Source organism: Paraburkholderia sp. RL17-347-BIC-D (genome assembly GCF_046027915.1).
Taxonomy (GTDB): Bacteria; Pseudomonadota; Gammaproteobacteria; order Burkholderiales; family Burkholderiaceae; genus Paraburkholderia.
Window position 1 is genome coordinate 158,042 of the sequence record NZ_JARESS010000014.1, and the last position, 16,793, is coordinate 174,834.

11 protein-coding genes are annotated in these 16,793 nt (G+C 60.5%); 6 read left to right on the top strand and 5 right to left on the bottom strand.

Features of this window, described 5'->3' with window-relative positions; all coding sequences use genetic code 11:
- Nucleotides 1-38 precede the first annotated feature (38 nt).
- The gene (locus tag P0D96_RS20795) at nucleotides 39-2,531 is read left to right on the top strand and encodes a glucose/quinate/shikimate family membrane-bound PQQ-dependent dehydrogenase (protein WP_408315069.1); all 2,493 of its coding nucleotides are present in this window, start codon (nucleotides 39-41) and stop codon (nucleotides 2,529-2,531) included.
- A gap of 377 nt (nucleotides 2,532-2,908) precedes the next feature.
- Nucleotides 2,909-8,419 carry a trifunctional serine/threonine-protein kinase/ATP-binding protein/sensor histidine kinase gene (locus tag P0D96_RS20800; protein ID WP_408315071.1) on the top strand — a complete coding sequence of 1,837 codons (5,511 nt, stop codon included), beginning with the start codon at nucleotides 2,909-2,911 and terminating at the stop codon, nucleotides 8,417-8,419.
- 44 nt (nucleotides 8,420-8,463) lie between these two features.
- Here the strand turns inward: P0D96_RS20800 and P0D96_RS20805 are convergent, their stop codons facing one another.
- The 3 genes from P0D96_RS20805 to P0D96_RS20815 form a co-directional block, all read right to left on the bottom strand.
- Nucleotides 8,464-8,805, bottom strand: a complete 342-nt coding sequence (locus tag P0D96_RS20805; RefSeq protein WP_408175717.1) for a response regulator — start codon at nucleotides 8,803-8,805, stop codon at nucleotides 8,464-8,466.
- Between the two features lie 220 nt (nucleotides 8,806-9,025).
- Nucleotides 9,026-9,673 carry a response regulator transcription factor gene (locus P0D96_RS20810; protein ID WP_408315073.1) on the bottom strand — a complete coding sequence of 216 codons (648 nt, stop codon included), beginning with the start codon at nucleotides 9,671-9,673 and terminating at the stop codon, nucleotides 9,026-9,028.
- 271 nt (nucleotides 9,674-9,944) lie between these two features.
- Complete coding sequence (locus P0D96_RS20815) at nucleotides 9,945-10,403, bottom strand: hypothetical protein (RefSeq protein ID WP_408280564.1); 459 nt, start codon at nucleotides 10,401-10,403, stop codon at nucleotides 9,945-9,947.
- 374 nt (nucleotides 10,404-10,777) lie between these two features.
- Here P0D96_RS20815 and P0D96_RS20820 point away from each other — a divergent pair, with 374 nt between their 5' ends.
- The 3 genes from P0D96_RS20820 to P0D96_RS20830 all read left to right on the top strand — a co-directional run bounded on the left by P0D96_RS20820 (nucleotide 10,778) and on the right by P0D96_RS20830 (nucleotide 13,566).
- Nucleotides 10,778-11,410 carry a DsbA family protein gene (locus P0D96_RS20820; protein ID WP_408315075.1) on the top strand — a complete coding sequence of 211 codons (633 nt, stop codon included), beginning with the start codon at nucleotides 10,778-10,780 and terminating at the stop codon, nucleotides 11,408-11,410.
- A gap of 503 nt (nucleotides 11,411-11,913) precedes the next feature.
- A complete protein-coding gene (locus P0D96_RS20825) occupies nucleotides 11,914-12,207 on the top strand; it encodes a DUF3331 domain-containing protein (RefSeq protein WP_408175713.1) in 294 nt (97 codons plus the stop codon).
- A 336-nt stretch (nucleotides 12,208-12,543) separates the two neighbouring features.
- Nucleotides 12,544-13,566, top strand: coding sequence for a LysR family transcriptional regulator (locus P0D96_RS20830; RefSeq protein ID WP_408175712.1), 1,023 nt, complete (start codon nucleotides 12,544-12,546; stop codon nucleotides 13,564-13,566).
- A 208-nt stretch (nucleotides 13,567-13,774) separates the two neighbouring features.
- Here the strand turns inward: P0D96_RS20830 and P0D96_RS20835 are convergent, their stop codons facing one another.
- Nucleotides 13,775-14,485 (bottom strand): SDR family NAD(P)-dependent oxidoreductase, encoded by a 711-nt coding sequence (locus P0D96_RS20835; RefSeq protein ID WP_408175711.1) that lies wholly within the window; start codon nucleotides 14,483-14,485, stop codon nucleotides 13,775-13,777.
- Between the two features lie 479 nt (nucleotides 14,486-14,964).
- Here P0D96_RS20835 and P0D96_RS20840 point away from each other — a divergent pair, with 479 nt between their 5' ends.
- A complete protein-coding gene (locus P0D96_RS20840) occupies nucleotides 14,965-15,639 on the top strand; it encodes a VOC family protein (RefSeq protein ID WP_408175709.1) in 675 nt (224 codons plus the stop codon).
- Nucleotides 15,640-15,680: 41 nt separating this feature from the next.
- Here the strand turns inward: P0D96_RS20840 and P0D96_RS20845 are convergent, their stop codons facing one another.
- Nucleotides 15,681-16,637, bottom strand: coding sequence for an enoyl-CoA hydratase/isomerase family protein (locus P0D96_RS20845; protein WP_408315077.1), 957 nt, complete (start codon nucleotides 16,635-16,637; stop codon nucleotides 15,681-15,683).
- Between the last annotated feature and the right edge of the window lie 156 nt (nucleotides 16,638-16,793).

Genomic DNA, 16,793 nt, shown 5'->3' on the forward strand with positions numbered 1-16,793 from the left:
GCGGCAGGCTGCATCCACTCAAGAGGGTTGAGATCATCATGACCAGTCAGTCGAATTCGCGGGGCGTGATCGGCGTCATCACATTGCTCTTTACGGTGCTGACCGCGCTCTATCTGCTGATCGGTGGCGCATGGCTGCTCGCGGTCGGCGGCTCCGCCTACTATCTCATCACAGGCATCGTGCTGTTGGGCGTGGCCTGGCTGCTTTGGCGGCGCAGTCCCGCCGCGCTCGTGCTTTATGCGCTCGTGCTGATCGGCACGGCGATCTGGGCTCTGCTGGAGTCGGGGCCCGACTTCTGGGCGCTCGCGCCGCGCTCCGGTGTGCTCGTCATCTTCGGCGTATGGTTGCTGCTGCTCATGAGCTGGCGGCTGGAGGGCGAGCGCAAGCTGGGTGTCGCGTCGCTCGTGGTCGCGCTCGTGGCATGGGCGGGCGTGCTCGTGTACGCGAACTTCAATGATCCGCAGCAGGTCAACGGCACACTGAGCGCTGCTGCGCCCGCGAGTGGCGCCAGCACCGGGATCGACGCCGCCGACTGGCCCGCCTATGGGCGCACCCAGGAAGGCACGCGCTATTCGCCGTTGCAGCAGATCACGCCTGAGAATGCGAAGGATCTCCAGGTGGCCTGGACCTTCCGCACGGGTGATATGAAAGGGCCCAACGATCCTGTCGAGATTACCAACGAAGTCACGCCGATCAAGATCGGCGATCTGCTTTACCTATGCTCGCCGCATCAGATTCTGTTCGCGCTCGACGCGAAGACGGGCACGCTCAAGTGGAAGTTCGATCCGAAGCTGCAGGCCGATCCGTCGTTCCAGCACGTGACGTGCCGCGGCGTGTCGTATGTCGATTTGTCGGCTAGCGCCACGGCGGCCGCACCCGCGGTTGCGCCGTCGAGCGATACAGCAGCAGCCGCTACCGCGCCGACGAGCGATACCGCCGCAACTGCCGCCGCGCCAGCAAGCGACGCCGCCGCAGCCGCTACCACCCCAGCGAGCGATGCCACGGCCGCCTGTACGCACCGCATCTACCTGCCGGTCAACGACGGCCACCTCTATGCGCTCGACGCGCTGACAGGCCAACGTTGCGAGGGCTTCGGCAACCACGGCGACCTCGACCTTCAACACGCCCAGCCGGTCACGACGCCGGGCATGTACGAGCCCACTTCGCCGTCGATCATCACCAGCAAGGTGATCGTCGTGGCGGGCGCGGTCGAGGACAACTTCTCGAACCGCGAGCCGTCGGGCGTCATCCGCGGCTTCGATGTGCGCACGGGCGAATTGCTCTGGGCGTTCGATCCGGGCGCGAAGGATCCGAATCACATTCCGGGCGCGGGCGAGCATTACACGTGGAATTCGCCCAACTCGTGGGCACCGTCCGCCTACGACGCGAAACTCGACATCGTCTATCTGCCGATGGGCGTCACGACGCCGGACATCTGGGGCGGCAACCGCACGCCGGATCAGGAGCGCTACGCCAGCGGCCTGCTCGCGCTCAACGCATCGACCGGCAAGCTCGCCTGGTTCTACCAGACCGCGCACCACGATCTGTGGGACATGGACCAGCCGTCGCAGCCCACGCTCGCCGACATCACCGGCAAGGACGGCCAGACCGTGCCGGTCGTGTACGCGCCGGCCAAGACCGGCAACCTGTTCGTGCTCGACCGCCGCACGGGTGTCCCCGTCGTGCCGGCGCCCGAAACGCCCGTGCCGCAAGGCGCCGCCCCCGGCGACCACGTTGCGCCGACGCAGCCGTTCTCGCAGCTCACGTATCGCCCGTCGAAGGACCTGACCGACGCCGACATGTGGGGCGCCACGATGTACGACCAGCTCGTGTGCCGTGTGATGTTCCACAAGCTGCGGTATGAAGGCACGTTCACGCCGCCATCGCTGCAGGGCACGCTGGTGTTCCCGGGCAACCTGGGCATGTTCGAGTGGGGCGGCATTGCCGTCGACACCGATCGCCAGTTCGCCGTCGCGAACCCGATCGCGCTGCCGTTCGTCTCGCGTCTGATTCCGCGCGGCCCGGGCAATCCGCTGGAGCCGGTGCCAGGCGCCAAGGGCAGCGGCACGGAGTCAGGCATCCAGCCGCAATACGGCCTGCCGTACGGCGTGGTGATCAACCCGTTCCTCTCGCCGTTCGGCTTGCCGTGCAAGCAGCCGGCATGGGGCTACATCTCCGCGATCGATCTCAAGACCAATGAGATCGTGTGGAAGAAGCGCATTGGCACCGTGCGCGACAGTTCGCCGATTCCGCTGCCGTTCAGGATGGGCATGCCGATGCTGGGCGGTCCGATCGTCACCGGGGGCGGTGTCGCGTTTATCGGCGCGACGGCGGACAACTACATTCGCGGGTTCGACGTGAACAACGGCAAACAGGTCTGGGAGGCCCGCTTGCCCGCGGGCGGCCAGGCCACGCCGATGAGCTATTCGATCAACGGCCGTCAGTACGTCGTGATCGCGGCGGGCGGGCATGGCTCGTTCGGCACGAAGCTTGGCGACTATGTGATTGCCTACGCGTTGCCGCAGCAGTAAGTGGCCCGCGTCGCCGGGTTGTTTCAGTGCGGCGTATCGGAAGGCTCCAGCCTGATGTAGCGGCATGCTGCACGCGCGAGAAGCGCGTCGCGCATGCCGTTTTTTGGGTCCGGTTTCTGGCGTCACGCCGGCGGTGATCCAATAAATGGGACGGCGGTGCAAGCAATAGCCGGGAAGGCGGGAAGCGTGGACAATAATTTCTAAATGGAATTCGCAGCCTTACAGCAACCATCTTGCATGGGATCGGAGTCAGTGCTTTGCATGGGACCAGAGTAGCGCGCTATGAACCAGAGTAAGCGCTAAAGCGCCAACTCTGGTCGACGGCCCGCTCCGGTCGATCGCCAAACCACTAGCTCCGGTCGACAGTGGAGTCCACCGTGGATCTCACCGGATATGAGTTGGAGCCGCTGCACGATGACGGCGACTTCTCCCTGTATCGAGCCCGGAGACCCCGCCATCCCGTCTCGGTGCTCGCGCTGGTCGCCACCCGTACGGTCACGCAGAGCATTACACGGCTCGAGCACGAATACGGATTGGCCTCGTTGCTCGATTCCAGCTGGGCCGCTCAGCCGCTCGCGCTCTATCACCGCAGAGAGCCGCCCATGCTCGTTCTCGACGACGACGGCGGCGAGCCCCTCCATCGCTCACTCGGCCGTCCGCTGGAGCTCACGCGTTTTTTGCGCATCGCCGTCAATCTGGCGAGAGTAGTCGGTCACGTTCACCGATGCGGGCTCGTTCACAAAGACATCAAGCCGGCGAATGTGCTCGTCGACGGGAACGGCAACGTGCGGCTCACCGGCTTCGGCATCGCCTCGCAACTGCCGCACGAACATCAGCCGCCCGCGCCGCCGGAGATCGTCGCCGGGACTTTCGCGTATATGGCGCCTGAGCAGACGGGCCGCATGAACCGTTCGATCGACACGCGCAGCGATCTCTACTCGCTTGGCGTCACACTGTACGAGATGCTTACCGGCTCGCTGCCGTTCACCGCATCGGACGCGATGGAATGGATTCATTGCCATATTGCGCGCAGGCCGGCACCGCCAGGCGAGCGCGTCGACGGTATTCCGAAGGCGGTCGAGGGCATCGTGCTGAAACTCCTCGCCAAGGCCGCCGAGGATCGTTACCAGACCGCGGCGGGTGTCGAAGCCGACCTGCGGTCGTGCCTCGCGGCATGGGAGGCGCACCAGCGCGTCGACCCGTTCCCGCTGGGGGCGCACGACGCGTCCGACCGGTTGCTCGTTCCCGAAAAACTGTACGGACGCGAGGCACAGATCGAAGCGCTCGTGACAGCATTCGATCGTGTCGTGGGTAGCGGGGCGGTCGAACTGGTGCTTATCTCGGGCTATCCGGGCATTGGCAAGTCGTCGGTCGTCAACGAGTTGCACAGGGTGCTGGTGCCGCCACGCGGCCTGTTCGCGTCCGGCAAGTTCGACCAGTACAAACGTGACATTCCGTATGTGCCTTTTGCACAGGCCTTCCAGACGCTCGTGCGCAACCTGTTGAGCCAGAGCGACGCAGAGGTCGAGCCATGGCGGCACGCGCTAATGGAAGCGCTCGGTCCCAACGGTCAGCTGATCGTGACGCTGATCCCCGAGCTCGCGCTCATCATCGGCGAGCAGCCACCGGCGCCGGCTCTGCCGCCGCAGGATGCGCAAAACCGCTTCCAGATGGTATTTCGACGTTTTCTCGGCGTGTTTGCGCGACCTGAGCATCCGCTCGCGCTGTTTATCGACGATCTCCAATGGGTCGATACGGCGACGCTCGACCTGCTTGCCCACCTCGTCACGCATCCGGACGTGAAGCACGTTCTGCTGGTCGGCGCCTACCGGGACAATGAGGTGGACGCGTCGCACCCGTTTGCGCGCACGCTCGAGTCGATCAGCCACGCCGAAAGAAAGGTGCAGCAGATAGAGCTCGCGCCGCTCACACCGGACAGCGTCACGCAACTCGTGGCCGATTCGCTTCACTGCGACAGCGCGACAGCCGGGCCGCTCGCGCAACTGGTGCACGAGAAGACCGGCGGCAATCCATTCTTCGCGATCCAGTTTCTGACGGCGCTCGCCGATGAAGACCTGCTCACATTCGATCAGCGCGCCGCGGCGTGGTGCTGGGATTTGCCACGCATTCGCGCGAAGGGTTTTACCGAGAACGTCGCCGATCTGATGGCGGCGAAGCTGAGCCGCTTGCCTGCGCTGACGCGCGACGCGTTGGGGCAACTGGCGTGTCTCGGCAACGTCGCTGAAGTCACCGCACTGACGTGGGTTCAGGGCGGCTCTGAAGAGAAGATGCACACGAACCTGTGGGAAGCCGTGCGGACGGGTCTCGTTTTTCGCGTGGGCAACGCCTATGAATTCGCACACGACCGCGTGCAGGAGGCCGCTTATGCGCTGATTCCCGCCGACGAGCGGGCGGCCGCGCATCTGCGGATCGGCCGGGCGCTGGTGTCGCGGACCCCGCCGGAAGCGCTCGAGGATCCCATCTTCGATATCGTCAACCATCTCAATCGCGGCGCGGCGCTGATCCAGGCGGAGCCGGAGCGTGAGCAGGTCGTCGAGTTGAACCTCAGCGCGGGCCGGCGCGCGATGAATTCGACCGCCTACGCGGCCGCTCGCAGCTATCTGGCGCAAGCCGTGGCGCTGCTGTCGCCGGATGCGTGGACGCAGCGCTACGACAGCACGTTCGAACTCTATCTCGCGTTTTCGGAGTGCGAATATCTGGCCGGCGATTTTGCGGAAGCCGACGCGCTGGCCGACATGATGCTCACGAGAGCACGCTCCAATCTCGATCGTGCGAAGGTCTTCAGCCTGCGGATCGAGTTGTATCAGCTCGCCGGGAGATATGACGAGAGCTTCGCGGTCGCGCTGGTTGCGCTGCGCGATTTCGGCATCCTCTTTCCTGAGACGGATCAGGACATCCAGGCGGCCGTCGATGACGGATTGCGGGACATTCGCGTCAATCAGGCCGGGCGTCCCATCGGCGAACTGGTCGAGGTGCCGGTGGCGACGGATCCCGCGATCCGTGCAATCGTCAACCTTCTCCTTCAGGCGATGAACTGCGCTTTTGCCGCGCGGCCGGCGTTTTACCCGCTCATCACCCTCAAGGCGGTCAATCTCTCCCTGCAGCACGGCAATACCGAGAACTCCAGTTTTGCTTACGGCAATTACGCGCTGATGCTGGTGTCTCTGATCGGAGATATCCCCACCGCGGTGCAATTTTCAGAGATGTCGCTCAAGCTGAACGAGAAGTTCGGCAATCGGCGCCTGAATGGAAAGCTGCTTCACCTGTACGGCGCCCACGTCAATTTCTGGCGCTGCCACATTGCCGCGAATCTGCCGGTTCTCGAACGGGCGACCGCTGCGTGCCTGGAAGTGGGCGACCTCGTTTTTGCAGGCAACGTCGCATTCAACGCGGTTTGGCAGACCATCGAGAAAGGCGCCGCCCTCGAGGACGTGCAAACGCTCTCGGAAAAGTACGCGGCGCTCGCGCGGGAGAGCCACAACGACGCGGTGTACGAGTTGATCCGGGTCGAGCGGCAATTCGTCATCAGTCTGCGCGGCAAGACGACCGAACCGTTGAATCTGAACGACGAGACGTTCGACGAAGCAGCCTGCTTCGAGGCCATCATCAGATCGAATTTCGGCTGCGCTATCGGCGTCTATCGCATCATCAAGGTGATGCTTGCCTTCCTCGACGGCCGGTATGCCGACGCGCTGGAGGCCGCGGACCGGGCGGAGGCGGTCCTCAGTTCTGTCATGGCACTGGCGATCGAACCGACCTATCACTTCTTTCATGCGCTCACGTTGACGGCGCTTTATCCGCAGGCATCCGAGGAACAGCAGCAAGTCTATGGGCGCATGCTTGCGGCGAAACTCAAGAAGCTCGCAACGTGGGCTGAGCACTGCCCGGAGAACTATCAGAACCGCTACGCGCTGGTTTGCGCGGAGCTCGCACGTCTGGAGGGCCGGGATCTCGACGCCATGCGCCTTTACGAACAGGCGGTCCACTCCGCTCATGAAAATGGTTTTCTACACCACGAAGGCATCGCCAACGAACTTGCCGGCCGCTTCTATCTAAGCAGCGGTCTGAGGACGAGCGCCGATGCGTATTTGCGCAACGCGCGTCATTGCTTCGCCTTTTGGGGCGCGGACGGCAAAGTCGCGCAACTCGACGGGCAATTCCCGCGCCTCGCCAATCAGGACGGGAGCAATGCTACGTCGACACTCAGCTTCGATTGGCGGCAGTTCGACGCCGCGACCCTGCTCAAGGCCTCTCAAGCCCTTTCCAGCGAGATCGAATTGACAGGTCTGATCGAGCGGCTGATGACGATAGCGCTGCAGACCGCGGGCGCCGATCGGGGCCTGTTAGTTGTCCTGCAGCAGCCGAACGGCTACCGGATCGAGGCAGAGGCGCGCATCAATGGAAACGGGATCGAGTTGAACCGGGAGCCGCCTGGCAATTCTGCCGTCCCTGCCGCCATTCTGCGTTACGTGATCCACACGCAAAAGAGCGTCATCATCGACGATGCGTTGATACCCAACATGTTCTCCCAGGACAGCTACCTGGCGAGCGGCGCCACTCGGTCCGTATTCTGCCTGCCTCTGGTCAGACAGGGCAAACTCGGCGGCCTGCTGTATCTCGAGAACACGGCCACTTCGCATGTTTTTACGGCGCGCCGCTCGTCGCTGCTCGATTTGCTGGCATCACAGGCCGCCATTTCACTCGAGAACACCCGTCTGTATGCCGACCTTCAGGAACGCGAGGCAAAGGTTCGGCGCCTGGTGGACTCGAACATCATTGGGATCCACATTTGGGACTTTGAGGGCAACGTCGTCGAAGCCAACGACGCTTTTCTGCGCATTGTGGGTTACAGCCGGGAAGATCTGCTCTCAGGGCGTATACGGTGGCCCGATTTGACTCCGCCCGAGTGGCGTGACCTCGACGAATTGGTGAGAGCGGAATTGACGGCCGCCGGAAGCGCTAAACCGTTCGAGAAAGAGTACTTTTGCAAGGATGGCAGCCGGGTGCCCGTGCTGGTCGGCGCGGCGGCGTTCGGCGATCGTGAAGGGCAGGGCGTCGCTTTCATACTCGACCTGACCGATCAGAAGCGGGCGCAACAGGACGTGCGCGATAGCGAACGGCGATATCTCGGACTCCAGATGGAACTGGCGCATTCAAACCGCGTGGCGACGATGGGGCAGTTATCGGCATCGATTGCCCACGAAGTGAAGCAACCCATCACCGCAACGGTTGCCTACGCCAGTGCGGCCTTACGCTGGCTGGCGGCGCGCCCGCCCAATCTCGACGAAGTGCGTCAGGCGCTCAACCGGATTGTCGCGGATGGCGGCCGCGCCAATAACATCGTCGACCGCACCCGCGCTTTCTTTAAAAAGGAGCCGCAGCGAAAAGACGGCTTGGACATCAACGAAGCGATTCTCGAGTTGATCGCGTTCATGCGAAGTGAAGCCAGCAAGCACGGCGTCGAGCTCGTCGTTCAGCTGGTTGATGGATTGCCGCAGATCCAGGGCGATCGGGTACAACTGCAACAGGTGATGCTCAATCTCATGATCAACGCCCTTGAAGCGATGAGTGCAATGGACGTCGGCGAGCGAACGCTTTTGATCCGAACCGGCCAGTCCGGTGCAAACGAACTCTGCATTAGCGTGGAGGATTCTGGACCAGGTCTGGACGCCGAACATCTGGAAGGCGTCTTCGAGGCATTTTTTACGACCAAACCCAACGGCCTGGGAATGGGACTGCCGATCTGCCGTTCGATTGTGGAAAGTCACGGCGGACGATTATGGGTGACGTCGAACTCCGCCGGGGGCGCCACTTTTCAGTTCACGTTGCCTGCGCCAGGCAACGTCTCGCATCCGGGCAACGTTTAGGCGATCGCGCTACACGCTGACAAACGGACGGACCTTCGGCCAGGTTACTTCTGCAATATCGCGCCAATCAGCGCGAGCAGTCGTGCGTCGTCCACTGGCTTTGAGAAGAAACCGGCGGCTCCGCCGGCTTCGGCTCGCTCGAGAAGCTCCTGCGTCGCATAGGCAGTAATGAAAATGACAGGAACAGGCTGCTTCCATAGCTTGATCGATTCAAGCAGCGCGAAACCGTCCACGCCCGGCATGTGAATGTCCGCGACAACAAGCTTCAGTTCCGATCGGCGCGTATCACCCAGAAGATGGTTGGCGGACTCATAGACAATGACTCTCCAGTTTGCCGAACGAAGCAAACTGGATGTCGCCATCCGGACGAATTCGTCGTCGTCCACTACCCCGATAACTGCAGGAGAGCGCTTTGTTCTCATCTCGAGTCCGTACGGCATCGAAAGGATTCAGAAAGGCTGAATCCTTTAGGCAAATTACAGGCCTACGGACGAGGCGACAATAAGACCTTAGAATGATTTTAGTGACAGTTCGTATTAGCCGGGATCGATCCCGGCCGAAGATGGCGGCGAGAGTGCAGCGAATACAGAAATGGCTGACTCGCACTTAGTGCAGAGGCAGCACCTGCTGTAACTTCCTGACGACATCAGGCACTGAGCGCGCCTGCAGCTTATGCATCGCTTGGGCCCGATGGATCTTGACCGTTACCTCGCTCAGGCACAGGAGGTCGGCGATCTGCTTGTTCAACAGCCCGTCGGCGACCAGCCTGATGACTTCCCGCTCGCGCGCTGTCAGCGAATCGTATGTTTGACGGATGCCCGCAACGATCCTTTCCTGACGCTTTAATTCAATATCCCTTTTCAAGGCAGCGGCGATCGTATCGATCAGATCCTGATCCTTGAACGGCTTTGTCATGAAATCGAAGGCGCCCGCCTTCATGGCCTTGACGGACATCTCGATGTCGCCGTGCCCGGTCAGAAATATGACCGGGAATCGAACACTCTCTTTAAAGGGCTCCTGCTGCAGGGTCAAGCCGCTCGTGCCGCGCAGACGAACGTCGAGAATGAGACAGCTCGGCACGTCCGGCATGTCCGTGGCCAGAAAATCGTCGGCCGATTCGAACGCCCGCACGTGAATGCCGACTGACATGAGTAGAGAGGTTAGGGCGCCTCGAATGGACTCGTCGTCGTCGACCACATACACAAGCGAGTCCGGCAATGATTGACTTCCCGCCCCAACGTTGTCATGTTTCATCGCTCGATCTTCGAAAAGTTCGTTACGCTAAGTGACGCCGATACTTTTCGTATAGTAAGCAATGCTCGCGCTTATCGCTACCCGTTGCGCATGGTCTTTCCTGATGTCATTGAGCGGCAACTCATACCGTTGCCCGGTAGCTCGAAGGCAATAAAGCAAGGATTCCGTTTCTTCTGACGAATCGAGCGGTCGGCATGACGGAAGTCGTATCCTGCGTATCCGAAGATCGATTCATACTTTGGGATAGGTGAGTCCTGAAGACTCGATGTGGCTATTGCTGGCGCGACTGCTTTTCTCGCGACGATGCGACGCCGAGTGCGATCACGCACGCGGCCTTGCTGAAGCATTCGATCGACGAGAAGATTGCTATCGCGAAGGAATGGTTGAATTCCATCGGTAGTGCGGGTGCGATCGCCAACACGCTCGCGCCGCAGAGAAACGCAAAAGTTTCGCGAGCAAAGCGTGCTTTGGCAACGGCAGCGAGACCTGTGCCGAGCACCACGAGCTTCGACAGGAGCAGGGCGACCAACCCCGCGTGTACGTCGGATACACCCAACTCTAGCGGCGCCTCAATCAACGACCACCCGCAGACGACAAGTACGAGTGTTTTGAATATCCGCTCGGAGCGTGCATTTACTGTGTCGGCGTCGCTCTGAATCCAGCGCGGTTTTGACGGGAGCGCGTCGCCGTGCAGACTGATCACCGGATCTGCTGTTTCCCTTGCATTCACGACTCGCCCTCCTGATCGGTGGCGCGCGAGACGCTCGCACTCGCCATGAGATCAAGGTACACGGCCCAGCCGCTGAAAGACATTGTACGAACGGGTGGCATGGCCTCTGAAAAAGCGTGTGGAACTCATACGGCCGTATATCCAATAGGAGCGAAATCCGGTCTCGAGGATGTCGATGCGAGTAGACCAGCTATCGGCGAGTAATGAGCTCCTGGTTACACGGTGTAAAAAGTGAATTGAGGCTAGCCTGGTTCGTGGCACCACGGTTCGGTTCTATGATCCTTTTCGACAGACTTCACCCGGCGGCGTATCACCGTGTTCCTCAAGATCGGCGCAACGGGCCTGCGCAACAGAGAAATTTTACGGAATCAGCTATGAAACTCATATTTGTAGGCGACCCAATGTGCTCATGGTGTTATGGCTTCCACAAAGAGATGACAACCATCGTAGAGGCGATGCCCGACCTTGAAGTACAGGTTGTGCTGGGTGGCCTGGCCGCAGGTTCCACGCAAGTTCTGGATGACGCGGGCAAGCAGTTTCGCCTGACGCACTGGGCCCGCGTCGAGCAACTGAGCGGCGCGCAATTCAATCGCGACGCGTTGCTTGCGAGGAAGAACTTTGTCTATGACACTGAACCGGTCTGCCGCGCCGTGGTAACGGCCCGTCTGATCAAGCCTACGGTCAATCTATTGACGGTCTTCGGCGCGTTTCAGCGGGCATTCTATGTTGATGGACTTGATACCACGGACGGTCGGATTCTCGCGGAGATCGGCGCGTCGGCGTTGAAGGCGGCGGGGTTCGACGTCGACGCCGATGCGTTCCTCACCGTCTGGTCCTCGGACGAAGCGATACAGGCAACTCGTGCAGATTTCGCACTGACCCGGCGTCTGGGCGTGTCGGGCTTCCCATCGTTGTTTGTTGATCTGAACGGAAAGATTGGGCAGCTCAGTTCGGGCTACGCTACGGCGGCCAGCGTTCAACAGACGCTCATGCGCCTCGCCGCATGAGCGAACCAACTGGGCGCAGACCGTAGGCACGTCGCGCAAGAATGCGGTTGTGCCGGTCGTTGGGCGCAGACACGGAAGCAATCGGGCTCATGCCAGAAATGTTGCCGCGGAAAAAGCCCTTTTCCTAAAACGTGCATTCTGTCCACACCTCAATCGCCATATCATGGCTTCGGAGCAAATACGCGGACGCACGGGCCGATAGATTGACGAGCCGCCACATCGAGCATGGCCAGGGAGAGAGACGCAGCGGCAACCGTACCCAAGGCGCTTGAGTCATTGGGCGTCTGTTCGGTGCGCTTAATGCGTTGTTACCGGCGCGGCGTCCCGTTCAGTGAGAATTAAACGTTACGTTTCGATTCGTAAGGAGCGCGGCCATGCTGGTTAGCCAAGTCGACCCGTGGGTTCAGACGATACGACTGTTGTCATCGGGATTACGATGCCCGAATGCGGGCGTTGATACGACGCCCGTGCCAAAACGCGGATCATCCTATGGTTTCGAGGCGATGCCAGGTACTAGCGGCTTGCCTCACCTGAAGGTGAGTCTGATTGAGCGGACCACCTCGCTCACCGTGACCATTGCGTGGCGGGACCCGACGAGCTGCTTCTACGGCGCCCAGGTCTGGCGGGTCGCGAACGCCAAGGTATCAGGGACATGCGTGTTGAGCGGGCAACGGATCAGGCGCGGGGACCGCATATTTCATCCGCAGCGCTCGAAACCCGCACCGGTCAATGCCCGCGCGATGATCCTCGAATCGGCCCTCAATGCGATCGAACCGTTGCAGGCGAGCCAGGTCTAGGTGTCCTCCTTTTCGCCAGCTGATTTTCTTCCTGTATTCCCGCCCTCGCGAAGTGCCACGAAGCTTCGCTAGCACATCAAGCGGTGCGATAGCCGCGTCCTGAGATCAAGCGGAAGTTGCCGAAGGAGCATTCGGACTGGATTGGTGCGCGCATCCGAACGTATTAGTCGAGCACGCGAGCGCACGATGCGCTACACCATATCGGACGATGGCGCCACGCGGCGATCGCGCTTACCCTGCATTCGTTTCCCGGTTGTTTGGATTGCGTCGCCAGTGACGATCCACGGCACCTGAATACTCTGCTCTACATCTTTACATCGACCAGTGAGGTGCGAGATGGACCAGCTTTACATGTTGCGTGCATTCGTTGCTGCCGCGCGGTATCAAAGCTTCAGCAAGGCTGCGGAATCGCTGAATGTGACCACAGGGTCGGTATCGAAGGCGATCGCCAAGCTCGAAGGGTGCATCCAGACGAGGGTCTTGCTTAGAACAACAAGGTCCGTTTCTTTGACTGAAGCGGCACAGCCCTACTATCTGAGTTGCTGCCGTTTGCTCGAAGAACTCGACGAAGCGAACCGTCGCATTACGCGCTCGCGTGAAGTCGACAGTGGCAAGTTGCGGCTGATCGTGCATCCGATGCTGATGAGCGAAACCTTTGCACGCCTGGTGCGGGGCTATCACGCCATTGCCCCTAATGTGAATCTGATCGTTTCCGTTCAGGAGGGGGCCGCAAACCTGTATGACGGCCGATTCGACATGGCGATTCTTCCGCCGCATCTTGTCGAGCAGTCTGCCGTGATTCGCCGCACATTGTCGAGGTCGCAGCGCATCTTTGTTGCAGCGCCCGCTTATCTTGAGCAGTACGGTATTCCTAAAACCGCCGCCGAGTTGACCCATCACTTTCTTCTGCTGGACACGGATTCACGGAAAAAGGGCGTGGATGTTGTCGATCTGTTGGAGAGCGAAGCGCGGGTGAGCGTGTCTCCCATGTCGTCGATGGACGGGAACGAGATATTGCTTAGGGCAGCGGCACTGATGGGGACCGGTATTGCCGCATTGCCTGAAACCATGGTGCGTGAGGATATCGAAGCCAGGCGCCTTACGCATATCTTGCCGCTGTGCACGACATCCGACAACAAGGTTGAGATCTGTCTCTTCTACTCGCACCGGGAACTGCTTCCGGCGAGGCTCAGGACATTCGTCGATTATTGCACCCAGTTTTTCAGATCGTCGGCTCGACATGACGTCAAGGAGGTAGAGACGGTTTTGCCGTTGAAGGACTATCGGGAAGATTACGGTTGGCGGCCGGTTGAGGCGCGGTATGCGCGGCCTTCGCCGTTCGAACAGGTGGGTCGGTGACGCTGGCATCGTCGCAATGAGGTCCCTCGCCAGGCAAAGCTGGATCGTCATCTGTGCGGGTCGAAATCGAATTCGAGTCTGATGCCGCCGGGTTCATAGACCGTCGTGGCGATTGGCGTGATGTTCTCCTTGATCCTGTTCGACAAACCGGTTGCAGGCTAGCGGCGTCCGGTCGTGCGGACCGGAGCCTGCTATTGCACGGTCGCGCTTAGTGGCCAGCGCTCTGGCCGCCGTCGACGTGCAGGATCTCGCCGGTGACGAAAGGGGCGGAATCCAGATAAAGGATCGCGTTCACGACATCGCTCATTTCGCCCATATGACCCATCGGATGGAGCGCGCCGAGCGCCGCATGCGTTTCCGCCGGATGCATCGGCGACCTGATGATGCCCGGCGAAACCGCGTTGGCACGAATGCCGCGTTTGGCGTATTCGATCGCGAGGGAGCGGGTTGCCGCGTTCAGGCCGCCCTTGGTGAGCGCGGCGAGTACGGCAGGCACGCCGTCGATCGCGTGGTCGGCCAGGGTGGTGCTGATGCTAACGACGTGGCCGCTGGCATGCTTCTCCATATCAGCGATGGCGAGCTGCGTGATGTAGAAGAAGCCATTCAGGTTCACACCTGTGACCGCTGCATAGTCTTCGGCGGTATAGCTGGTAAAAGGCTTGGCGACGAAGATGCCGGCGTTGTTCACGAGCGTATCGATGCGGCCGAAGCGCGTCACGGCTTCGCCGATCACGCGGCGGGCGGTTTCGGGGTCGGCGATGTCGCCGGCCACGGTCAGGATATTCGGATCCTCCGACGGCTTGATGCTGCGCGCGGTGGCGACCACGCGATAGTCGAGCTTGCGGAACGCCTTGACGACTTCTGCGCCGATGCCTTGCGACGCGCCGGTAACGACGACGACCTTTTGTGACGTGCTCATAGAGAACCTCCAAATCCATTGAGTGGGCTCTGTTGCCGATCGGGTCCACGGCTCCGATAAGGGGCTAATCTAGGCGCTTTGGCGCTGGGTTCGAATACCCTCCAGCGACAAACAGACTTGCGTGTGAGGAACAAGTCAGGCGCGACGGGCACGGGTTGAAGGTGTGCGGCCACGATGGCGGTTTCCGCACAGACGGTAAGTTGTCTGCAGCGTCACACCGGCTAGTACTTCGCAAGGCATTTGCTCTCCCGGCACTCGTGAGAGTTGTTCATTTTTGATTTTCCTCCTTTAATCTTTATTGGCACGGAGGTTTCCCGGAGACTTCTCACATTAGCGACCGGCCCTTTGGTAAGTCATCGGATACAACAATCCGATCAGGCCGAAAACTGGAATTGGATATTCCAGATCAGGAAGGCTAGTCGCCGAGATCGCAAACGTATGAGTCACCCCTTGAATCACCGAAACACGAGGAGCCTGACATGAGCAATGCACAAACAACCAACCAAGCCGACACGGCTGCTGGTACAGCGCGGACGGTCGACATGAAGCTCGAGATCGTTGTCATCCCAGTCTCCGACGTCGATCGCGCGAAAGAGTTCTATGCCAGGTTAGGTTGGAGGCTCGACGTCGATATCGCGAAGGACGAGCAGTTTCGAGTTGTCCATTTCACGCCCCCAGGCTCGCAATGCTCGGTTCTCTTCGGCAAGGGCGTCACGACTGAAGAACCGGGTTCGGTGCAGGGACTCCATCTCATTGTGTCCGATATAGACAGGGCGCACTCAGAGCTTGTCGAGCGAGGCATCGACGTGAGCGAAGTCTTCCATGACGCCGGCGGCCTTTTCCACCATGCGGGCGAGGAAGGGCGCGTGAGCGGCCCGCAACCGGAACGGCGCAGCTACGGCTCCTTTGCCTCGTTCAGCGATCCTGACGGAAATGGCTGGGTCTTCCAGGAAGTGACCACTCGACTCGCTGGAAGGGTGGACACGCAGGTCACGACATTCGCTTCGGCAATAGAACTCGCAGGGGCGCTACGGCGCGCCGCGGCCGCGCATGGCGAGCATGAGAAACTCTCCGGACAGCATGACGAAAACTGGCCGGACTGGTACGCCAGCTATATCGTCGCCGAGCAGGCCGGCACGCAGTTGCCGACGTAAGTCTGGCGGTTGATAGCTCGGCCAACTGCGAAGCGCGTGGATTACTTGTCCGGTTGATTGACTTTGCCGGTGTACCGGTCGAGATGAATTTCCACGTCAGGCTTTTTCTGCAATCCAAGTTCCATCAGCTTCTTGATATCCTGCTGCGCCGCTGGACGTTGTACGGAGGTAATGAAAGCGTCCCACTGTGGCCCAACCTCGCTATCAGGAGGGAGAGTGGAGATGTTGACGAAGTGCTTGATCTCCCCGATGGTCTGCTTGTCGAAGGATGCAATGCGGCGAGCCAGGGTGTCGACGAACTTATCCAGTTCGGCATCCGGAAGTGAGCGGTTGACATAGCCATATCGTTCGGCAAGTTCGCCGTTGATATCGTTGCCGCTCAGCAGAATTTCCAGTGCGCGGCCTCGCCCCATCAGACGGGGAAGACGGGACATCGGTCCGCCGCCGGGAACGAAACCGGCGCCTACTTCGAATTGGGAAAGCACGGCTTTTTCGCGGCTGGCGAAGCGCATGTCGGACGCAAGGGACAACTCACTGCCAACGCCCGTAGCCCGGCCCCGGATCGACACGATCGACACCACGGAAGAGCGGCTCAGGCGAGTCAGCATATCGGGTAGCGGCGGCATGCCTGTCGGGCCGGGGGGCATGCGCGTCGTGACTTCGAGGGGCGGCACAAAGTCATAGTGAGTCAGGAAAAAACCGGGTACTGAGCTGTCGAACACCACGACCTTCAGTTCGGGATCGTTCTCTATCTGGGTGATCACGCTGTTCAACTGCGGTATGGATTCCGGACCGAAGATATTGAACGGCGGATGGTCGATGGTGACGCGCCAGTATGCCGGCGTCACGCGTTTGATCTTGAACTCCTGCTTCGAGCCAGTTTCCGGTTGCGCGCTTTGATTCGCGGCGGTGCTTGCCTGGTCGTTCTGTGCTATCGCGCTGCCGTTGTGAAACAGTGCGCCTGCGGCCATTGCCACCACCAAGTGGGTCAGTTTCATGTTCGCTTCCTTTTTGATGCTGAAGAAATTCGCGGAAGAAAGAACGCGCGGGGCATTCGGTCCACAGGAATTAGTGTAGGCACCCACTCGGCAGATACCAATGAGCATGACTGCATCGGTCAATCAAGAATCAGGACACCATATTGAGCGGTGTGA

Coding starts and splice junctions, on each gene's coding strand:
- P0D96_RS20845 (WP_408315077.1), bottom strand. CDS start 16,637: ATGAAACTGACCCACTTGGTGGTGGCAATGGCCGCAGGCGCACTGTTT.
- P0D96_RS20810 (WP_408315073.1), bottom strand. CDS start 9,673: ATGAAACATGACAACGTTGGGGCGGGAAGTCAATCATTGCCGGACTCG.
- P0D96_RS20840 (WP_408175709.1), top strand. CDS start 14,965: ATGAGCAATGCACAAACAACCAACCAAGCCGACACGGCTGCTGGTACA.
- P0D96_RS20825 (WP_408175713.1), top strand. CDS start 11,914: ATGCCAGGTACTAGCGGCTTGCCTCACCTGAAGGTGAGTCTGATTGAG.
- P0D96_RS20830 (WP_408175712.1), top strand. CDS start 12,544: ATGGACCAGCTTTACATGTTGCGTGCATTCGTTGCTGCCGCGCGGTAT.
- P0D96_RS20835 (WP_408175711.1), bottom strand. CDS start 14,485: ATGAGCACGTCACAAAAGGTCGTCGTCGTTACCGGCGCGTCGCAAGGC.
- P0D96_RS20820 (WP_408315075.1), top strand. CDS start 10,778: ATGAAACTCATATTTGTAGGCGACCCAATGTGCTCATGGTGTTATGGC.
- P0D96_RS20795 (WP_408315069.1), top strand. CDS start 39: ATGACCAGTCAGTCGAATTCGCGGGGCGTGATCGGCGTCATCACATTG.